The sequence below is a fragment of the Cupriavidus sp. 291-E7 genome, from assembly GCF_057798835.1.
This window is the reverse complement of the sequence record NZ_JBYOJV010000001.1, coordinates 345,537-364,305: the sequence shown is the minus strand read 5'-3', so window position 1 is coordinate 364,305 and position 18,769 is coordinate 345,537. Positions and strand designations below refer to the sequence as shown.

The window sequence follows — 18,769 nt, the reverse complement described above, 5'->3', positions numbered from 1 at the left end:
TCAATGACCGGAAGATACGGGCGCACCTGGGCGGGGCGGCTTGAGCAGCAGTGCCAGCGGCACGCAGCACAGCAGCGCAATGCCAAGCGCGTAGAAGGTTTCGGAGAACGTCATCACGGCCGCCTGCCGCGCGATCTCGCCACTGAGCTGGGCGACCGCCTGCAACTGGGCATGCGCGTAGTCGCCGCCCTGTGCCACGAACCCCGCGATGCTCGACGTCATGTGTTCCTGGCCCAGCGCGCTATTGGCGGTGACCGATTCTCGAATCACCGAGTCGTGATAAGCATTGCGGCGATCGATCAGCGTGCCCAGCAACGCCAGGCCAATCGATCCGCCAAGGTTTCGCGCCATGTTGTAGAGGCCGGCGGCATCGCCCGCCTCGTGCGTGGCCACGGCGGCCATCGACGCCTGGTTCAGCGGCATCATCGCCAGGATCTGGCCAAACCCGCGCAGGATCTGCGAAACGGTGAAGTCGTGCCCGACGCTATTCACAGTCAGGCTGATGTCGAGCATGCAACTGGCGAAGAAGCACACCAGCCCGGTGATGACGAGCCAGCGGCTGTCGAACTTGCCCAGCATGCGCGGCAGAACCGGCATCAGCAGGAACGCCGGCAGTCCGGAAAGCAGCATGATGCCGCCGGCCTGCTCGGCGTTGTAGCCGGCGATCAGCGACAGGAACTGTGGCAGCAGGTACGACACGCCGTACAGGCCCGCGCCCACTGTCGTCACGATCAGGATCACGCTCGCATAGTTCTTGTTCAGCAGCAGCCGCAGCCGCACGATGGGCTGCCTGGCCGTGAACTGGCTCACCAGCATCAGCGTCAGCCCGATTGCCGAAAGCGCCGACAGATAGACGATGAACTGCGACTCGAACCATTGCTCGCGCTGTCCTTCCTCAAGCACGACGGTCAGCGAACTGAGGCCGATGGTCAGGCCGACGATGCCAAGCCAGTCCGCCTTGAAGAACGCCTCCACGTCGGCGCGCTCGGCCTTCAGCCCGAAGTAGAGCAGCGGCACCAGCACGGCCGTGATCGGCACGTTCAGGAAGAAGCACCAGCGCCAGTTGATGTTCTCCGCCAGCCAGCCGCCTACCACCGGCCCGAGCAGCGGCCCCAGCAGCACGATCAGGCCGAACATTGACATACCGATCGGCATCTGGTGCCGTGGCAGACGAGTCCGCACGATGGTCTGCGCGGTCGGGATCATCGCGCCGCCTGCGAGCCCCTGCCCGATCCGGCCGATCACCATTTGCGGCAGGCTATGCGACATCCCGCACAGCATCGAGAAGGCTGTGAACAGCAGCGCATTCCACATCAGAAAGCGCCGCAGGCCGAAGACGCGCGTGAGCCATGCGGTCAGCGGAATGATCACGATCTCGGCCATCAGATAGCCCGTGGACACCCATGTGCCCTCGGTGCCTGCCGCTCCGATCTGGCCCTGGATCTGCGGGAGCGCGGAGTTCGTGATCGAGATATCGAGCGTGGCCAGCAGCGCGCCGAGCGAGCCGGCGGCCACGGCGATCCAGTCGGCCGCCGACGCATTCGGTTGCTGCGGTGCCGCGGGCGCCGGTGGTAGCTGACCGGTAGCCGCGGCTTCAGCCATGACTGGCTCCGCTGGCCGGCGTCTGCGCCGTGGCCGGTTGCAGGTCGCGTGTATCGACGTCGACCACTACGGACAGGCCCGGCACCAGCACCGGGCGCGCGTCGTTCGGCACATCCACGTGAATGCGCACCGGCACGCGCTGGACGATCTTGGTGAAATTGCCCGTGGCGTTTTGCGCGGGCAGCAGCGCGAACTGCGATCCCGTGCCCGGCGAAAGACTTTCGATCACGCCATGCAGCGGCTCGCCCGACAGCGCATCGACGTGCAGCGTCACGGGCTGGCCCGGGCGCATGCGGCCCACCTGCGTTTCCTTGAAGTTGGCAGTGAGATAGAGGTCCTGCACCGGCACCACGGTCAGAAGCCGTGTGCCCGGCTGGGCGAACTGGCCCACGCGCACGCCCTTGTCGGCCACCCGTCCGGCCGTGGTGGCGCGCACCACCGTGTCTTCCAGGTCCAGCTTCGCCTTGCGCGCGCTGGCTTCGGCCACTTCCAGCTGGGCGCTTGCCTGCTGCAGGCGCGTTTGCAGCGTCACGGTCTGGCTTTGCTCGACCTTGAGCGCCGCTTCATTGGCGGCCAGCGTGGTCGACGCGCGGGTCTGCGCGTTGCGCAGTTCGGCGGTCCGTTCTTCCGTCTCCGCGCCGGACTTGACCAGCGGCGCGTAGCGCTCCACCTGCGAAGCGGCGTAGCGCGCATTGGCGCGGGCGCCATCCACTTCGGCCGCCGCCTGGGCGATCCTCGCCTTCTGCTGCTGAAGGTCGGCATCGGCACGCGCCACATCGGCCCGGCGCGACGCCACATTGGCCTGCGCCTCGTCGAACGCTGCCTGGTACTGGCGACTATCAAGCCGCACCAGTTGCTGCCCCGCCGCCACCTGCTGGTTGTCGCGGACGTAGACCTCGGCCACGTAGCCATTGACCTTCGGGGCGACGGTCACGCTGTCGGCCTGGATATAGGCGTCGTCGGTGCTTTCGATAAAGCGGCCATATAGCCACCAGCGCACACCGATGACGACGGCGACGAGCGCCAGCACGACACCGATACCGAGCAGGATCGAGCGGCGACGCGAGGCACGGCTGACGGGCGTGGACTGGGGAGCGGCGCCGGCGGGCGCGGCTGGTGCGGCGGAATTGGGGGCGGACATGATGAGAGAGGCGCTGGAGTCGGGAGAGCCGCGCAATTATTCCACTCGGAATAAATCTGTCAACTGATATATTTCAGCCTGTACACGACAGGGGAGAAGCGGCGACATGGCGCGACACAGGCCTGCGGCCGAAGGTGGCTACCAGCGTGGGGAGGAAACCCGCGCACGCATTATCGAAGCAGCGATGAGGTTGTTTGCCGCGCATGGCTTCGACGGCGCATCGACGCGCGACATTGCCCGCGAAGCCAGCGTCAACGCGCCGGCGCTGCAGTACTACTTCGATAACAAGGAAGGCGTCTATCTGGCCTGCATCGACTATTTCGTCGAGCGCGCCTGGGCCATGCTGCAGGACGTGGTGGCCAGCACCGAAACGCTGCTGGCACGCGCCGACGTGACGGATGCTGAACTCGTCGACGGATACCTGGCGCTGCAGGCGCGCTTTGCCAATTTTCTCTACGAGTGCCCCGAGACCCATCACTGGCGCCAGTTCATGGCGCGCGAGCGCGCGGGCCTGGGCCCGCCCACGGCATTCGAGCGGATTGACGCGGGCATCAACCGGCGTCTGTTCGCGCTGACTTCCACACTGATCGGCCGGCTGACGGGGAAGCCGGCGTCCGATGAGACCACGCGCATCCGTACCGTGGCCATCGACAGCCAGATTGCCGCCTTCAAGATCATGCGGCGCCACGTGTTGCGCGCCCTGCAATGGGATGGCTACGGCGAGACGGAGACCCTCCGTGTGCAGGAAGTGCTACAGGAAAACACGCGAATCCTTCTGCTTGGGCTGGTTGCCTTACGCGATCAGCGGCAATCCAACGAGTAGAGTAAACACTCTAATCGGTTCACTGACAACGATAGTTATCGGTACTTTATCGTTGTAATTCAATGATATAGGCCGACTCACCCGCGTCGGCTCGACCAGGCTCATACCCCAATTTTGGCGCTTATACGATTGTGCTTTGCAAAAAGTCCTTGCTTGTCTATCTAGTAGTAGATAATATTCGGGTCATGGACGACGGATGCAGCAAACAGCAAAGACGCCGCAGACACCGTCCAAGCAATACCGAGCAGTGAATCAGTACCGGAGGCGGTTCTTTTTTTAGCGCAGCAAATCTACCTACCAGTAGATAGCAGCAAGAAAAAAGACCCCCGACATGCAGCAGATACCCGGCCCCGCGACACCACAACGTTATCGCCCGGCCACTTTGCCAGGAGAGCAAATCATGAACGCCAAGACCATCCTTTCCGCCGCCGCCCTCGCAGCCGCTTTCGTGACCGGCGCCGTACAAGCCGCCCCCGCCGCGCAAAAGGCCGGCGAAGTCTACGGCTACAGCTACCGCGTGCAAGACCAGCGCAACGCATTCACCGACGGTGCACGCCAAGGCAATTTCGACCCGTTCACTGAAGGCGCACGTGTTGGCAAGGCTGACCCGTTCACCGACGGCGCGAAGGTAGGCAAGGCCGATCCGTACACCGACGGTGCACGCATCGTGGCCGGCCTGGACCAAGTCGGTGTATCGGCAAGCCCGGCTCGCAAGGTTGACCCGTACTACGACGGCGCCCGCAGCGTGAACGACCCGCGAAGCCCGTACTACGACGGTGCCCGCACCCGCGACATCTATACCGACGGCGCCAACGCCTGAGTCCCGCCGGATGCTGGCGGTCCAAACGCAGTAACCGGAGTCCAAACGGGCTCCGGACCCTCTCCACGGAGCCCATCATGACTTTCCGGAACAGCGCCCTGATCCTGGGCGGATGGCTGGCACTCAGTGCCGCCAGCGGAGCCGCGGCAGCCCTCGTCGCCACGGCACTGCCCGTCTGAAAGCCCCAAGGCCGCCATTACTGGCGGCCTTGGGCTTTTTTGCGTTAACCATCCCTTCGCTCGTCAACCGGGCACATCGTTCGGCAGCACATTGGCGCCATCGGCGCGCAGTGCTTCGCTGGCCTCCGCTTCGTCACGCGCGACGAAGTCTCGCCTCCCCCGTTTTGTATCCGTTCCCTCACACCCGCCGCATTTACAGAGCGCAACCCGCCGTATAGTCTGGCCTTCTACGCGTCTTTCCTTCCCGTCGATGGACGACACTCCGGTCAACTATCTGATTTCCGTCGGTCTCACTGCCACGTTGACCGTGCTGGCCGTGGGCATCCACTACGAGGCCCTGCGGCTGATCTCGGAATTCCACCCGAAACGGCTCAGCGGCAAGCTCAATATCGGCGCGGTCATCGTGCTGATCATCGTGACCCACTGCGTCGAAGCCATTGTGTTCAGCGTTGGCTACTGGCTTGGCGCCGACGTACTTACCATTGGCAGACTGACCGGCATGCGCGAGCACGGCGCCATCGCCTATATCTATTTCTCGCTCGAAACGTTCACGACGCAAAGCATTGGCGATATCTTCCCGGTTGGGCCATTGCGACTGCTCGCGTCCGTGCAGCCGCTGGTCGGCCTGATCCTGATCGGCTGGTCCACGTCGTTTACGTTCCTGATCATGCGGCGCGACTGGCGCGGCGAAGAGGCGGAGCGGCACGATTAGGGAAAGAGAAAAAGCACCGTATCCCCTGTAATGGCGGGCACCGTCGGCTGACGCCGAAATCGGCGTCCTTCCTACACGGTTGTGGGATTCCGGGAAGTTACGAGCGGCCGGCTTCGGTGAAAAGATAAGTTGCCGTCATCCAGATGGCCAGTTGTCTCGTTAGATGTCGATTCCACCCCGGCCCCCGGGGTAACAAGAAGACCGGAGAGCCAAGTGTCGATCATCCCGGATAGCCAGCCAAGGCTCGTCCCTTTTCCACGTTTGCCACGCATCACTGCCATCGCACCCGCGCTTCGCTGGTTGACCCTGGCGCTGCTGGCCGCCCTTGCCATGCTTGGCACCACCCGCGCCCACGCACAGACGCCCGCGCCGCTGGCGGAGTGGCAGTACTCGGTAGGCGTGCCGCTGGAAAAGCTGTTCGAAGGCGAACCGGAAAAGTGGGAAGTCCGCCTGGGAATTGCCACCAGTGTGCGTCCCTATTACGAAGGCACCACCAACTATTTCATGCTGGCCGGCCCACTGATCGACGTGCGCTACCGCGACCTGGGATTCCTGTCGACGGGCGAAGGCCTGGGCTGGAACATCATCCACACCAACAATCTGCGTGCCGGCATCGCCCTGACGTACGATTTTGGCCGGCGCGAGAAGCATGACCACGACCATCTGGGCGGCCTGGGCAATATCGGCATGGCGCTGGAAACCAAGCTGTTCGCGGAGTACGTGGTTTCGAAGGAATTCCCGCTGGTGGTCCGCGCCAACGTGCGGCGCCAGTTCGGCGGTGCCAACGGTGTGATCGGCGATATCGGCGCCTATATGCCGCTACCGGGCAGCAACGAGAATTTCTTCTGGTTTGCCGGCCCCACGGTGACCTTCGCGGATTCGGCCTACATGAGCCGCTGGTATGGTGTCTCGGCCGAACAGTCGGCACGGTCGGGCCTGGCGCAGCACCGCGCCGGAGGCGGCATCAAGTCTTACGGCGGCGGCATCTCGGCCATGTGGTTCTTCGACAAGCACTGGTTCACCACGGCGGACGTCGGCGTATCGGCCCTGGTGGGCGATGCCCGCAGCAGCCCTGTGACATCGCGCTCGACAAGCTGGACTGGCGATATTTCGATCAACTACCAGTTCTGACCGGGCTGGCCCCGACCCTTCAGGCTTCGGGGCGGCTCAGATAGCCTTCCACCACGCGCCTCAGGCCCGGCAGCTTGCCGGTGAAGAAGTGGCCCGCGCCCGGCAGTACCACCACTGGCAGTTCCTGCGGCCTTGCCCAGTTGAGAATGTTGGCCAGCGGCACGCGCTCGTCGCGCTCTCCGTGGACGACCAGCGTATTGCCGGGCACCGTCGGCGTGTCGTAGGACAGCGTTTCAGACAGCGCGCCCGCCGGCATGCCCGTCAGAATCAGATGCGCGATCGGCTCGCCGGCCGATGTCAGCTGCGCCGCGGCACGCGCCTGGACGAAACCGCCAAACGAAAATCCAGCCAGAGCCAGGGGCAGGGACGGATGGGCGGCGCGCACATGGCGGATCACGGCGAGCACGTCATCGGTCTCGCCATTGCCATCGTCGTACTGGCCTTCGCTCTGTCCCACACCGCGATAGTTGGGCCGCAGCGTCAGGAAACCATGTGCCTGCAGCACGCGCGCGAGCAATTGCGGAATCTTGTGCTCGGCGGTACCGCCCTGGCTGGGGTGCGGATGCGCGACCACCGCGATGCCACGTGGCGTGGCATCGGGGGTATCGACGAGGACTTCAAGCTGGCCGACAGGCCCTGCAACAAACTCGCGTGCGGAGGTGGAGGTCGTGAATGACGATGACATGTAAAGCGGCTACCGGCTGGAACGGGGGACTGCCCGCGGATGCAGGCGTATGGGCGCGCAGCAGCATACCTTCAGCCGGACCCATGCGGCAACATCCACTGCAGCCACCACCCGCGGCCTGCCAGTGGCCACGCATCAATGCGAATGGTCTGCCTTGATCACCGATGCGACTTCCTGACGCCGCACGCTGACCACATCGTCCAACTCCAGCCCTTCCGCCACCACCAGCATTTCCGCACCACGATTGATGGCATAAATCACGCCATACCAAAGATCCGGACCTGCCACGGCGTTCAGGCGAACGCTGAACTCGGTCTCAAGATCCTGGCTATAAACGGTCACCAGGTCGCCGACCTCGGGCATGGCGGCCTCCTCCGCCAGCGGATATTCCCGGGCCGCCACCGTCAGTGGCGTCTGCGCAATGCCGCGCGCAAACCTCGCTTGCATCGTTATCTCCTGCGGGTTGTTTTCCCTGTAAGGATATAAGCACGGCCCGAAAAGGCACGGTAAACGTGCTTTACCGGCAGCCACGGGTTGTGCGGACGCCGCTTTCATCCATCCCCCGTGACGATTCCGCCGCCGCCATATTGACGGGCCGCCGGACGTCCGGGGATTCCGGTTTTCAGGCGCTGTCGTGGCGAGGGTGATGGAAAACACCCCCCTTTCTGGTGCACGCGGCGTAACGTGGCTCTGGCAGAATGCCAAAGCGATGAGCCAACGTTATTCCCCCATGTTCCTGTCGGGCCAGTCCTATAGCGCCCCGCGCTGGCGCTTCACGCGCTGGCTTGCGGAGCCCGGCCGGGACGTGCCGAAGGAAATTCGAGAGGCACTGGTCGGCAGCCTGTTTGGCACGCTATCGATTTTCTTCGGCGGCATTCTCAATACGCTGATGGTGGCGACGATCATCACGCTCCATCTGCGACGCCCAGAATTCGCGGTCTGGCTGGGGCTGGAGATCGTTATCTGCCTGTCCCGCGTGGCCGTGTTGTTTCGCGCGCGCCGTGCCGCGCGCGAGGGGCACCCCACCCCCACCGACTGGCACATGTGCCTGACGCTGGCCTGGGCCGCCAGCGTCGGCCTGGGTTCTTACCTGAGCGTGGTCAGCGGCGACTGGCTCAGCGCGGCCATGTCATGCCTTTCCGGGGCGGCCATGTGTGGCGGCATCTGTTTCCGCAATTACGGCGCGCCACGCATGACGGCGTTGATGATCCTGCTGAGCCTGGGTCCGATCTGCCTGGGCGCGCTGATGGCCGGCGAACCGCTCTTCCTGCTGACGCTGCTGCAATTGCCGGTCTATGTCATCAGCATGACCAGCGCATCGTTCCGCATGAATGCAATGGTGGTGGCCACCATGCGCTCTGAACGCGAGAACGCCCATCGGGCGCGTCACGATTCCCTGACCGGACTGCTGAACCGGTCCAGCCTGCTGGCGGAAATCCGCGAAGCCAGTGCCCAGCGCATGGCCGCGGGCCGTTATCTGACGCTGCTTTATCTGGATCTGGATGGGTTCAAACCCGTCAATGACTCGTTCGGCCACGGTAGCGGCGACGAGTTGCTGGTTCGTGTCGGTGAGCGCCTGCGCGGTACCGTGCCGGGTCGTGGACTGGTCTACCGCATCGGCGGCGACGAATTCGTGATCGTGCTGCGCAATGAAAGCGAACAGAGCGTGCAGGCGCTGGCGCATGATCTGCTGCGCGAAGTGAGCGCGCCCTATGTGTTATCCACCGGCCACCATGCGCGGCTCGGCGTCAGCATCGGCATTGCCCACGTGCGCCCCGAAGGCCTGACCGCCGACGATATCCTGCATCTGGCCGACCGGGCACTGTACCGGGCCAAGGCCCAGGGCAAGGGTCAGTTCCAGTTCGCCACGTCCGACGAATGAACGCCCCCTGCGCCAGACCGTGCCGCATCTGACTCGCGGCGCGGCACATCGCGCTGCGAAATGCGGCTTGACAGGCGGTATTGGCACACGAATAGCGCAATCAGCGCTACCAGCGCGATAGCGGCAATCCCGATCCGATAGGCGATCCACATGATGACGGCACCTTGCTGTTGTCCTGCCTCCAGCCTACGAATTCCGCCGTCCAGACATCGCAAAGATTGGCCACCGCGACGTCAAATTCCTGTCAAAACGCCCCCCAACGCTCGGTGCCACCGGGCAAGAAAATGGCAAAACACTTAATTCAGTAACCTAAAAGTCTGATGGCCTATCGCAGTGATTGATCAATACGATATGACTTGTCGCATTCCATCTGCGATAGTTGGCCCGTCTCCCGCCGATGTCTCTCGCTCTAACGGTGGCAGCCTGCAAGTCAGACCCACAAACGTCCAGGCATGGCCCATGAGGTCTTGCCCCGCTTCAAGGATCCCGCATGAAAAAGCTCACGACCGCTTTCGGCGCGCCTGTCGTCGACAATAACAACATCCAGACTGCCGGCCCGCGTGGCCCGGCCCTTCTGCAGGATGTCTGGTTCCTGGAAAAACTCGCCCACTTCGACCGCGAAGTCATTCCTGAACGCCGCATGCACGCCAAGGGTTCGGGCGCCTATGGCACGTTCACCGTCACGCACGACATCACCAAGTACACCCGCGCGAACCTGTTTTCCCAGATTGGCAAGAAGACCGACCTGTTCCTGCGTTTCTCGTCGGTGGCCGGCGAGCGCGGCGCGGCCGATGCCGAACGCGATATTCGCGGCTTCGCCATGAAGTTCTATACCGAGGAAGGCAACTGGGACCTGGTGGGCAACAACACGCCGGTCTTCTTCCTGCGCGACCCGCTCAAGTTCCCCGACCTGAACCACGCCGTGAAGCGCGATCCGCGCACGGGCATGCGCAGTGCCGAGAACAACTGGGACTTCTGGACGAGCCTGCCCGAGTCGTTCCACCAGGTCACCATCACGATGAGCGAGCGCGGCATTCCGCGTAGCTGGCGCCATATGCACGGCTTCGGCAGCCACACGTACAGCTTCATCAGCAAGGACATGCAGCGCTACTGGGTGAAGTTCCACTTCGTGACCCAGCAGGGCATCCAGAACCTGACCGACGCCGAAGCGGCCGAAGTCACCGGCCGCGACCGCGAATACCATCAGCGCGACCTGTATGAAGCCATCGAGCGTGGCGAATTCCCGCGCTGGAAGCTGTTCGTGCAGATCATGCCCGAGGCCGAAGCCGGCAAGTATCGCCACAATCCGTTCGACCTGACCAAGGTCTGGTCGAAGAAGGACTACCCGCTGATCGAAGTGGGCGTGATGGAGCTGAACCGCAATCCCGAGAACCATTTCGCCGAGGTCGAGCAGGCCGCGTTCGCACCGTCGACGATCGTGCCGGGTATCGGTTTCTCGCCGGACAAGATGCTGCACGGCCGCCTGTTCTCGTATGGCGATGCCGAGCGCTATCGCCTGGGCGTGAATCACCATCTGATTCCGGTGAACTCGCCGAAGGCCGCGCGCTACGTCAACAGCTATCACCGCGATGGTCTTGGCCGTACCGACAACAACGCGGGCGGCACGATCGGCTATGAGCCGAACACCCGTGGCGAATGGTCCGAGCAGCCGGATTTCCGTGAGCCGCCGCTGTCGGTGGAAGGCGCGGCCGATCATTGGAACCACCGTGTCGACGACGACTACTTCTCGCAGGCGGGCGACCTGTTCCGCCTGATGTCGCCAGCCCAGCAGCAGACGCTGTTCGACAACACCGCCCGCGCGATCAAGGGTGTGTCGAAGCCCGTCCAGAAACGCCACATCGATCACTGCACGAAGGCCGATCCGGCCTATGGTGCCGGCGTTGCGGCAGCCATCGAAAAGGTCGAAGCAAAGTAAGCCCCGGCAGTGTCGCCCTCTTCCGCCTGCGGGAGAGGGCCGGGGAAAAAGGGCGGGCGAGTCCCACCCTTCCCGCGAATGCAAAACGAGAGCATCAGATGGATCAAACCCAAGCCCCCACCATGACCGCCGACGAAGAGGCCCGCATGATCGCCGCGCTCGGCCAGGTATTCGATCTCGCGCGCAACGGCGATGCGTCGGCGCTGGCGGCACTGATCGAACGCGGCATGCCGCCGAACCTGCGTAATGAAAAGGGCGACAGCCTCGTCATGCTGGCCGCCTATCACGGTCACGCCGACGCGCTGCGCACGCTGCTGCAGGCCGGCGCCTCGCCCGACACGCGCAACGCGGCGGGACAGACGCCGATTGCCGGCGCCGCCTACAAGGGCTACAAGGACATCATCGCCATCCTGCTGGAACACGGCGCGGACGTGGAAGGCGCGTCCCCCGATGGCCGCACCGCGTTGATGGTGGCCGCCATGTTCCAGCGCGCGGAGACCGTCGAACTGCTCAAGGCGCACGGCGCCGATCCCGAAGCGCGCGACGAACGCGGCATGACGGCGGCCGATGCGGCAGCATTCATGGCCGGCCGCGCGGGCCGGCCAGCGCACTGATCCGGCTTGTCCTCCGTCAGCCGCGACCGACGAACGGCATCTTCGTGGCCATCACGGTCATGAACTGCACGTTCGCGTCGAGCGGCAGATTGGCCATGTGCAGGACCGAACTGGCGATGTGCGCCACATCCATCAACGGCTCCGGGCGGATTTCGCCATTGGCCTGCGGCACGCCGCGCGCCATGCGGTTGGCCATGTCGGTCCCCGCATTGCCGATGTCGATCTGACCGCAGGCGATGTCATAAGGCCGGCCATCGAGCGACAGGCTCTTGGTCAGGCCGGTGATGGCGTGCTTGGTTGCGGTATAGGGCACGGTATTCGGTCGCGGCGCATGGGCGGAAATCGAACCATTGTTGATGATCCGTCCGCCGCGCGGGTCCTGCGACTTCATCAGCGCGAACGCGCCGCGCGCGCACAGGAATGCGCCGGTCAGGTTGGTATCGACCACGGCTTTCCACTGCTCGACCGACAGCTCGTCAATACAGACAGCCGGCGCGTTGATGCCGGCATTGTTGAACAGCACGTCCAGGCGACCGAAGTGCTCACGCACTTTCGCATACAGCGCGTCGACCGAATCGGGATTGCTGACATCGCATTGCACGGCCAGTGCGGCCTGCCCCGCGGCCCGGGCCTGTTCCGCCAGCGCCTCCAGGGTTTCGGCGGTACGCCCCGCCAGCACCACCTGGTAACCATCCGCCAATAGCGCTTGCGCCACGGCCTTGCCGATTCCCCGGGCTGCGCCGGTAACCAGTGCAACCTTTGCCTGCTTTGTCATCCCTTGTCTCCTGTCGGTGAGTCCAGCCTAGATGAGGCAGTCATCGTACATCACCTGACAGCGGCCGAGCTTTCAGCGCGCTTGCAACAACTGGCCCAGCGGGAGTGCGGTTCTAAAGATATAACAATAATGCATTTGGTCCGACAACAAGGTTGTCGTACATTCCGGCTGACTGGGCGAGAGCTGGGAGGCTCTCGCCTTCCTGTTTACAAGCGCTCTCAAAAATACAAATGTCAGTCGATCTCGCCCTGTCGCCAGCCGGCGCACAAGAGGCTGCCCAGACGGCCGCGCCGTCCAAGGCCGTCATCCGTTCCGCCGCCGACGTGGCGCGGCTCGTCAACGAAGGCGGAGCCTCCGTCAGCAATGCCCGCATCGTGGTGGCGATTGCGCTGGGCGGCATCTTCCTGGATGCCTATGACCTGGGCGCGCTCGCCTTCGGCCTGAAGGACGTGACCAAGGAATTTGGCCTGAGTCCGGCGGGCACGGGCATGGTGGCATCGGCCATCACGTTCGGTGCGATTGTCGGCGCCTTCCTGGGCGGCTATTTCACCGATCGCATCGGCCGGTACCGCGTCTTCATGGCCGATATGCTCTGCTTCGTGATCGCCGCCATTGCCTGTGCGCTGGCGCCGAACGAGTACGTGCTGGCTGGCGCCCGCTTTGTGATGGGACTGGGCGTCGGCATCGACCTGCCGGTGGCAATGGCATTCCTGGCCGAGTTTTCCAAGCTCAAGGGGCACGGCAACAAGGCCGCGCGCGTGGCGATGTGGTGCCCCACCTGGTATGCGGCGATCTGTGTGTCCTACCTGTTGGTGCTGGGGTGCTACTCGATCCTGCCCGAATCGCACAGCGGCCTGCTCTGGCGCATCATCCTCGGCTTTGGCGCGGTGCCCGCGCTGATCATCATCGCCGTGCGCAGTCGCTATATGAGTGAGTCGCCGGTGTGGGCCGCCAATCAGGGCGACCTCCAGGGCGCCGCGAAAATCCTGCGCACGTCGTACGGCATCGACGCCGTCGTGGCACCGGACGCCGTCGTGGAACCGCCCAAGCGCCCTGCCTCGTGGCGCAACTATGGCCTGCTGCTCAAGGGCGTCTACGCACGCCGTACCGCGCTGGCCACGATCATGTCGATTGCCTCATCGTTCGCCTACAACGCGGTGGCGTTCGGCCTGCCCGTGATCATCGCCAGCTTCCTGGCGCAGACCATGCTGACGACGATTCTCGTGTCGCTGGCGCTGAACCTGCTGTTTGCCTTCGTCGGCGGCCTGATCGGCGTGCATCTGGTACCGAAGACCGGCGCCTGGAAGCTGACCGTCACCGGCTATGCGTTCCAGCTCGCCGCGCTAATTGGCCTGGCGCTGGTGGGCAAACCCGCCGGCGCGGCGCAGGTGGTCATCGCCATTTCGTTCCTGGCGCTGTTCCTGCTGGGCCAGGGTTTCGGCCCCGGCGCGCACACGATGACCTATGCGTCGCTGAGCTATCCCACCTCGCTGCGCGGCGTGGGCGTCGGCTTCAACCAGACGCTGATGCGCGGCAGCTCCACGGCCTCGCTGTTCCTGTTCCCCGTGCTGGCCGCCGCGCTCTCGACCAAGGTGTTCTGGGTGATCGCGCTGGCGCCGCTGGCCGGCCTGCTGGCCCTGCTGGTGATCCGCTGGGAACCGGCCAACTACGACGTGGACGCCGAGGACTTCCAGTCCTGACATCCACCCACTTCAGCGGGCGGCGGCCTCCACGGCCTCGGCCCGCTCCGCCACGATGCGCAGGCGGTCAAAGTTCATGTTGGCCCCCGACGTGATCGCCACCAGCGACTGCTGCGCACCGTGCGGCAGTCGCCCCGCATACTGCTTCAGACCCGCCACCGCCAGCGCTCCGGCTGGTTCCACCAGGCTGCGTGTGTCCTGAAAAATGTCTTTGATGGCCGCGCACAGGTCGTCGGTGTTCACGGTCAGCACGCCATCCAGCAGATGACGGCATAGCCGGAACGTCTCTTCCCCCACGCGCTTGACCGCCGTGCCATCCGAGAACAATCCCACCGATTCCAGCGTCACACGCTCCCCGGCCGCCAGCGAGCGCGCCATCGCGCAAGAATCCTCGGTCTGGACGCCAAACACCTGTACCTCGGGCCGCACCGCCTTGATATAGGACGCCACCCCTGCTGCCAGACTGCCGCCACCGATCGGCACGAACACCGCGTCCAGCGCCCCGCGATGCTGGCGCAGGATTTCCATGCCCACCGTACCTTGCCCGGCAATCACGTCCGGATCGTCGAAGGCGGGGATGAAGGTCAGCGCCTGGGCATGCTGCAGCAGCATCGCATGGTCATAGGCATCGGAATAGGATTCGCCGGCCTGCACCACCTCGACCATGTCGCCCCCGTGGGCACGCACGGCATCGACCTTGACCTGCGGTGCAGTCAGCGGCACCACGATGATGGCGCGCACGCCAAGCCGCGCCGCCGACAGCGCCACGCCCTGGGCATGATTGCCGGCCGACGCGGTGATCACGCCACGCTGCAGCGCGTCGGCGGACAGGTTGGCCATCTTGTTGTACGCGCCGCGCACCTTGAACGAGAACACGGGCTGATGATCTTCGCGCTTGAGCCAGACGCGGTGGCCCAGGCGGGCGGACAGGGCCGGGGCCGGGTCGAGCGAGGTTTCGCGGGCCACATCGTAGACCCGCGCCGTCAGAATCCGCCTCAGGTAGTCATCTGCGTCGATCGCATCGGCTTCCGCATGCAGAATCGGGGCGGGCGCCACGGTGGCAGTGAACTGGGCTGTGGATAACGGCATGGGACGCTCCTGTCTGAGTTGGGGTTTTCCCAGGAGGCGGCCACAAAAAAACCCGCCTCGTTGGGCGGGTTTTTGATGTCTGTTTCGGACGCGCGCTAACCCACCATTCGAGGAATGGTGCGAATAATCGCGATGGTTTGCAGGCCGAAACAGGACATGGCAGCGAGTGTCACGGATTTCCGCATGCTAGTCAATCCCGGCAGTGCTCTGCCCCGTGGTGGCCAATGCAGCCTGTTGCAGCCGCGCCGATTCCCGCAATCCGTTGGCCCATGCGGTGCTCAGCCGCACCCAAGGTCGTATTAGAATCGGCGCTGTCGCGCCAAACGTCCCTGTCGGAGCCGTGATCATGTTCCGTGACTTGGTTTGCTGCGGACTGCTTTATCTCACGGGTTTCCGGCGCTTCAGTTTCACAGAATTCCACCGATATCTGTCCTGCGTCCACAGGACTTCGGGCATAACAGATACATGACCGCGCTTGCATTCGATGTAGCTCTGGCACCCGAGCCTGCCGAACGCCGGCCGGCAGGTGCCACCCCTGCCGGGGGCGAGGCCTGGGCGTTGCTGGAGGCTTCCGGCGCGCTGGCCATGCGGGTCGACGTTCAGGGCCGCATCCTCGAAGCCACGGACACCACTGCCGATCTACTGGTCTATCCGCTCGACTATCTGCTGCGCACTTCCGTGCTCGATGTGATCGCGCTGGAATCGCGCGACCTGGTCGCGCGCATGCTGCAGGAATGCGTACTCGACCATGCCCCGCGCCGCGAGCGCGCGCGCGTGGCTGGCGGTATTGGCGGCCCCCGCTGGTTCGACCTGCGCGTGAGCCATCACCGCGCCGCCGGCGGCGCCGCAAGCCTGCTGCTGTTCGGCCACGACATCACGGACTGGGTCGAGTCCGAGCGCCAGCTGACCGAGCGTGCCTTCCTGGATCCGCTGACGGGCGTGGGCAACCGCGCCTATATCCGCAAGCGCATCGAGGAATACACGTCCGGCCCGATGGCCAGCCAGCCGTTTGCGCTGGCGCTGATGGACCTGGACGGATTCAAGAACGTCAACGATTCCCTTGGCCATGAGTACGGCGACGCGCTGCTCAAGGAAGTGGGCGCGCGACTGCAGGACACCGTGCGCACCCACCATAGCGTGGCGCGCCTGGGCGGCGACGAATTCGTGCTGATGCTGGACGGCCTGGAATCCGAGGCCGAGGCAGTGCGCATCCTTGAGCGCGTCATTCACGTCTGCCGTCAACCGTTCCTGCTGGGCGGGTGCCACGTGCGCATCACCACCAGCATTGGCCTGGCATTCTCGACCGAGGGAACGCAGTCCGAATCGCAATGGCTGCGTCGCGCCGACCTGGCCATGTACGAGGCCAAGGCACTGGGCAAGAACCGCTACTGCATCTATTCGCCGGAACTCGACCGCCGGCTCGACGAGCAGTTCCGGATCGAGCAGAGCATGTTCGAGGCGGTACAGAGCGGCGAATTCCTGCTGCACTATCAGCCGATCGTCTGGCCCGGCTCGGGCGAGATCTGCGCGGTGGAAGCACTGATGCGCTGGGAGCATGCCGGGCAGGAAATCCGTCCCGACGTCTTTATCCCGGTGGCCGAGAAAAACGGACTGATCAAACATCTGGGCGCCTGGGCGCTGCGCTGCGCCTGCGCGCAGCTGGCCGCCTGGGACGCGCAGGGCATCCACGTTGGCCATATGTCGGTCAATGTGTCGGCCGTGCAGTTCCTGCACCCCAACTTCTACGACAGCGTGCGCGGCGCAATCCAGGACGCCGGCATCGGCGCGGACCGCCTGGTGCTGGAAATCACCGAAAGCGCGCTGATGACCGACCCGAAGGCCGCGGAGCGTCTGCTGCTGTCGCTGCGCGCGCTCGGCATCCGCTTTGCCGTGGACGATTTCGGCACGGGATATTCGAGCTTGTCCTACCTGCGGCGCTTCCCGCTATCCGCGCTGAAGGTGGATCGCAGCTTCGTGGCCGACATGATCGACTCCCCGCACGCGCGCACGATCGTGTCCGCCGTGCTGTCGCTGGCACGCGAACTGGGCCTGGTGGCCATCGCTGAAGGCGTGGAGACCGATGCGCAAGGCACGCTGCTGGCCGCGCAGGGATGCGACCTCGTACAGGGCTGGCGCTATGCGCGCGCACTGAGCCCGTCAGACTTCGAGAACGCGGTGCTCGACGGCAAGCTCATCATGGGCCACGGCGAAGTGTTCACGCAGCGGGTGGGCGCCTGATGTCCAATACAGACTTCTTCGAGACCCTGTGGGCTCGGATGGCCCAGCAGGGAGACTTTCCCACGCTGCAGTATTGCGTCGACAACATCTTCAAGACGCTCAACGCCGACCTGACCGTCGGCGAAATGGCCACGAGCGTACTGTCCGACTTCAGCCTGTCCCAGAAAGTGATCCGGCTGGCCAACTCGGCGATGTACCGGTCTTTCGGCGGTGAAGTCACCACGGTTTCGCGCGCCATCCTCGTACTGGGCGTGGAGGCCATCAGCCACCTGACGCTCGGCATCCAGCTGCTCGATTATTTTCACGGCGTGGCCCCAAAGCGCCCGCAGGCCCTGAAGGCGCTGCAGCGCGCGCTGGTGGCCGGCGAAATCACACGCGCGCTGACTCAGGCACGCGGCATCAACGAAGGCGAGGAAGCGGTCGTCTGCACGCTGATGCACCACATGAGCCGCCTTCTGCTGGTGTTCTACTTCCCCGAGGAATGGGAGCGCGTGGAAGCGATGTGCGCCGCGCATCCGATGACCGAGGACGAAGCCGCCAAGGAAGTGCTCGGGGTTTCGCTGGAAGACATTGCCGAGGCAGCAGCGCGCAAATGGCGCCTGCCCGGCCTGATCGCCCACGCGATGAAGCCGCGCACGCTTTCCAGCGACACCGTGCTGGAGACGCATTCGGACTGGCTGTCCGCGATCGCCCACGTTTCGGCGGAGGCCGCGGTCACGATGGTGCGCGAAGGCACCGAGGCATCCGTGGAGGCGCTGCTGACCACGCACGCCAAGATGCTGGGCCTCAACCCCAGCGACGTCAGCGTTGCCGTGCGCCAGGCCGAAGCGCTCAACACGTCGATTTCCGCATCGGAAGCACCCGCCCCGGTGGACGGCGCCGCGCCGCATCCGCAACCGGTGAACGTGCTGGAGCGGCTGCGGCAGGGGCTGGCCGAGGTGCGGCGCGAAGGCGCGAGCCTGACCGTTTCGCAATTGGCGCCGATGGTGCTGGAAACCAGCATGCGCGCACTCGATTTCTCGCGCTGCTTCCTGATGATGCTGAATCCGACGACGCGCCGGTTCCACGCGCGCCTGGGCTTTGGCGAAGGCATGCGCGAAGCGTTGCCCTCGCTGTCATTCGAAGAAGGCTTCGTGCCCGATGTGTTCCACTTCGCCGGCTTGTCCGCGCGGCCGTTGCTGGTCGAGGATACGTTCGACGCGGAAGTGGCGCACCGCATGCCGCGCTGGTATCGCGACGCGATGCCCGACGCGCGCACCGTGCTGCTGGCACCGGTAAAGATCCGCAACCGCTGCATCGCCATGATCTATGGCGACTGGGGCAGCGCACGCATGCCGGTGGTGATCGGTGAAGCCGAACTCGAAGCCATCGATGCGCTGACCAGCGAGATTGCGGCGGGCGTCATGCGCGCGGCACCGGCAAGCCGCTAGGCACCGGCATCG

At 64.5% G+C, this 18,769-nt stretch carries 16 protein-coding genes and 1 pseudogene; 10 read left to right on the top strand and 7 right to left on the bottom strand.

What is annotated here, in order from left to right; all coding sequences use genetic code 11:
• Entirely contained in the window at positions 1–1,602 is a 1,602-nt protein-coding gene (locus AC3FLX_RS01670; protein WP_488693260.1) for an MDR family MFS transporter, read from the bottom strand.
• A complete protein-coding gene (locus AC3FLX_RS01665) occupies positions 1,595–2,743 on the bottom strand; it encodes an HlyD family secretion protein (RefSeq protein WP_488693258.1) in 1,149 nt (382 codons plus the stop codon). Before AC3FLX_RS01665 ends, AC3FLX_RS01670 begins: the two co-directional genes overlap by 8 nt.
• Positions 2,744–2,849: 106 nt before the next feature.
• Between AC3FLX_RS01665 and AC3FLX_RS01660 the strand changes: the two genes are divergently transcribed.
• From AC3FLX_RS01660 to AC3FLX_RS01645, 4 genes are all read left to right on the top strand, one after another.
• A complete protein-coding gene (locus AC3FLX_RS01660; protein WP_488693257.1) occupies positions 2,850–3,566 on the top strand; it encodes a CerR family C-terminal domain-containing protein in 717 nt (238 codons plus the stop codon).
• A gap of 400 nt (positions 3,567–3,966) precedes the next feature.
• Complete coding sequence (locus AC3FLX_RS01655) at positions 3,967–4,386, top strand: copper resistance protein CopQ (protein ID WP_488693255.1); 420 nt, start codon at positions 3,967–3,969, stop codon at positions 4,384–4,386.
• A gap of 429 nt (positions 4,387–4,815) precedes the next feature.
• Positions 4,816–5,277 (top strand): two pore domain potassium channel family protein, encoded by a 462-nt coding sequence (locus tag AC3FLX_RS01650; RefSeq protein ID WP_488693253.1) that lies wholly within the window; start codon positions 4,816–4,818, stop codon positions 5,275–5,277.
• A gap of 330 nt (positions 5,278–5,607) precedes the next feature.
• Positions 5,608–6,408 carry a MipA/OmpV family protein gene (locus tag AC3FLX_RS01645; RefSeq protein WP_488693690.1) on the top strand — a complete coding sequence of 267 codons (801 nt, stop codon included), beginning with the start codon at positions 5,608–5,610 and terminating at the stop codon, positions 6,406–6,408.
• A gap of 19 nt (positions 6,409–6,427) precedes the next feature.
• Here AC3FLX_RS01645 and AC3FLX_RS01640 read toward each other — a convergent pair whose 3' ends face one another.
• Positions 6,428–7,093 carry an alpha/beta hydrolase gene (locus AC3FLX_RS01640; protein ID WP_488693251.1) on the bottom strand — a complete coding sequence of 222 codons (666 nt, stop codon included), beginning with the start codon at positions 7,091–7,093 and terminating at the stop codon, positions 6,428–6,430.
• 135 nt (positions 7,094–7,228) lie between these two features.
• The gene (locus tag AC3FLX_RS01635) at positions 7,229–7,540 is read right to left on the bottom strand and encodes a hypothetical protein (protein WP_488693249.1); all 312 of its coding nucleotides are present in this window, start codon (positions 7,538–7,540) and stop codon (positions 7,229–7,231) included.
• 199 nt (positions 7,541–7,739) lie between these two features.
• Here AC3FLX_RS01635 and AC3FLX_RS01630 point away from each other — a divergent pair, with 199 nt between their 5' ends.
• Positions 7,740–8,975 carry a diguanylate cyclase domain-containing protein gene (locus AC3FLX_RS01630; protein WP_488693248.1) on the top strand — a complete coding sequence of 412 codons (1,236 nt, stop codon included), beginning with the start codon at positions 7,740–7,742 and terminating at the stop codon, positions 8,973–8,975.
• Here the strand turns inward: AC3FLX_RS01630 and AC3FLX_RS01625 are convergent.
• Positions 8,945–9,127, bottom strand: coding sequence for a hypothetical protein (locus AC3FLX_RS01625; protein WP_488693247.1), 183 nt, complete (start codon positions 9,125–9,127; stop codon positions 8,945–8,947). The two genes, AC3FLX_RS01630 and AC3FLX_RS01625, sit on opposite strands and share 31 nt — an antisense overlap.
• Positions 9,128–9,465: 338 nt before the next feature.
• Between AC3FLX_RS01625 and AC3FLX_RS01620 the strand changes: the two genes are divergently transcribed.
• Positions 9,466–10,911: a catalase gene (locus AC3FLX_RS01620; RefSeq protein ID WP_488693246.1), complete on the top strand. Its 1,446-nt coding sequence runs from the start codon at positions 9,466–9,468 to the stop codon at positions 10,909–10,911.
• A 122-nt stretch (positions 10,912–11,033) separates the two neighbouring features.
• Positions 11,034–11,525: an ankyrin repeat domain-containing protein gene (locus AC3FLX_RS01615; protein ID WP_488693688.1), complete on the top strand. Its 492-nt coding sequence runs from the start codon at positions 11,034–11,036 to the stop codon at positions 11,523–11,525.
• Positions 11,526–11,541: 16 nt separating this feature from the next.
• Here AC3FLX_RS01615 and AC3FLX_RS01610 read toward each other — a convergent pair whose 3' ends face one another.
• Positions 11,542–12,300, bottom strand: a complete 759-nt coding sequence (locus tag AC3FLX_RS01610) for an SDR family oxidoreductase (protein WP_488693245.1) — start codon at positions 12,298–12,300, stop codon at positions 11,542–11,544.
• A gap of 230 nt (positions 12,301–12,530) precedes the next feature.
• Between AC3FLX_RS01610 and AC3FLX_RS01605 the strand changes: the two genes are divergently transcribed.
• On the top strand, positions 12,531–14,000 hold the full coding sequence (locus tag AC3FLX_RS01605) for an MFS transporter (RefSeq protein ID WP_488693244.1): 1,470 nt from the start codon (positions 12,531–12,533) through the stop codon (positions 13,998–14,000).
• A gap of 24 nt (positions 14,001–14,024) precedes the next feature.
• On the opposite strand, the pseudogene ilvA reads toward AC3FLX_RS01605, so the two are convergent.
• Positions 14,025–15,089 (bottom strand): annotated as a pseudogene (gene ilvA, locus AC3FLX_RS01600) (threonine ammonia-lyase, biosynthetic); the annotation flags it as partial.
• Between the two features lie 465 nt (positions 15,090–15,554).
• On the opposite strand from ilvA, the gene AC3FLX_RS01595 reads away from it, so the two are divergent.
• Positions 15,555–17,327 carry a putative bifunctional diguanylate cyclase/phosphodiesterase gene (locus AC3FLX_RS01595; RefSeq protein ID WP_488693243.1) on the top strand — a complete coding sequence of 591 codons (1,773 nt, stop codon included), beginning with the start codon at positions 15,555–15,557 and terminating at the stop codon, positions 17,325–17,327.
• Entirely contained in the window at positions 17,327–18,757 is a 1,431-nt protein-coding gene (locus tag AC3FLX_RS01590; RefSeq protein WP_488693242.1) for an HDOD domain-containing protein, read from the top strand. The genes AC3FLX_RS01595 and AC3FLX_RS01590 overlap by 1 nt, the downstream gene beginning before the upstream one ends.
• The last annotated feature ends 12 nt before the right edge of the window (positions 18,758–18,769 follow it).

Excerpts from the sequence above, each read along its gene's own strand:
- AC3FLX_RS01670 (WP_488693260.1), bottom strand. The coding sequence starts at position 1,602 with ATGGCTGAAGCCGCGGCTACCGGTCAGCTACCACCGGCGCCCGCGGCA.
- AC3FLX_RS01665 (WP_488693258.1), bottom strand. The coding sequence starts at position 2,743 with ATGTCCGCCCCCAATTCCGCCGCACCAGCCGCGCCCGCCGGCGCCGCT.
- AC3FLX_RS01660 (WP_488693257.1), top strand. The coding sequence starts at position 2,850 with ATGGCGCGACACAGGCCTGCGGCCGAAGGTGGCTACCAGCGTGGGGAG.
- AC3FLX_RS01655 (WP_488693255.1), top strand. The coding sequence starts at position 3,967 with ATGAACGCCAAGACCATCCTTTCCGCCGCCGCCCTCGCAGCCGCTTTC.
- AC3FLX_RS01650 (WP_488693253.1), top strand. The coding sequence starts at position 4,816 with ATGGACGACACTCCGGTCAACTATCTGATTTCCGTCGGTCTCACTGCC.
- AC3FLX_RS01645 (WP_488693690.1), top strand. The coding sequence starts at position 5,608 with ATGCTTGGCACCACCCGCGCCCACGCACAGACGCCCGCGCCGCTGGCG.
- AC3FLX_RS01640 (WP_488693251.1), bottom strand. The coding sequence starts at position 7,093 with ATGTCATCGTCATTCACGACCTCCACCTCCGCACGCGAGTTTGTTGCA.
- AC3FLX_RS01635 (WP_488693249.1), bottom strand. The coding sequence starts at position 7,540 with ATGCAAGCGAGGTTTGCGCGCGGCATTGCGCAGACGCCACTGACGGTG.
- AC3FLX_RS01630 (WP_488693248.1), top strand. The coding sequence starts at position 7,740 with ATGGAAAACACCCCCCTTTCTGGTGCACGCGGCGTAACGTGGCTCTGG.
- AC3FLX_RS01625 (WP_488693247.1), bottom strand. The coding sequence starts at position 9,127 with ATGTGGATCGCCTATCGGATCGGGATTGCCGCTATCGCGCTGGTAGCG.
- AC3FLX_RS01620 (WP_488693246.1), top strand. The coding sequence starts at position 9,466 with ATGAAAAAGCTCACGACCGCTTTCGGCGCGCCTGTCGTCGACAATAAC.
- AC3FLX_RS01615 (WP_488693688.1), top strand. The coding sequence starts at position 11,034 with ATGACCGCCGACGAAGAGGCCCGCATGATCGCCGCGCTCGGCCAGGTA.
- AC3FLX_RS01610 (WP_488693245.1), bottom strand. The coding sequence starts at position 12,300 with ATGACAAAGCAGGCAAAGGTTGCACTGGTTACCGGCGCAGCCCGGGGA.
- AC3FLX_RS01605 (WP_488693244.1), top strand. The coding sequence starts at position 12,531 with ATGTCAGTCGATCTCGCCCTGTCGCCAGCCGGCGCACAAGAGGCTGCC.
- AC3FLX_RS01595 (WP_488693243.1), top strand. The coding sequence starts at position 15,555 with ATGACCGCGCTTGCATTCGATGTAGCTCTGGCACCCGAGCCTGCCGAA.
- AC3FLX_RS01590 (WP_488693242.1), top strand. The coding sequence starts at position 17,327 with ATGTCCAATACAGACTTCTTCGAGACCCTGTGGGCTCGGATGGCCCAG.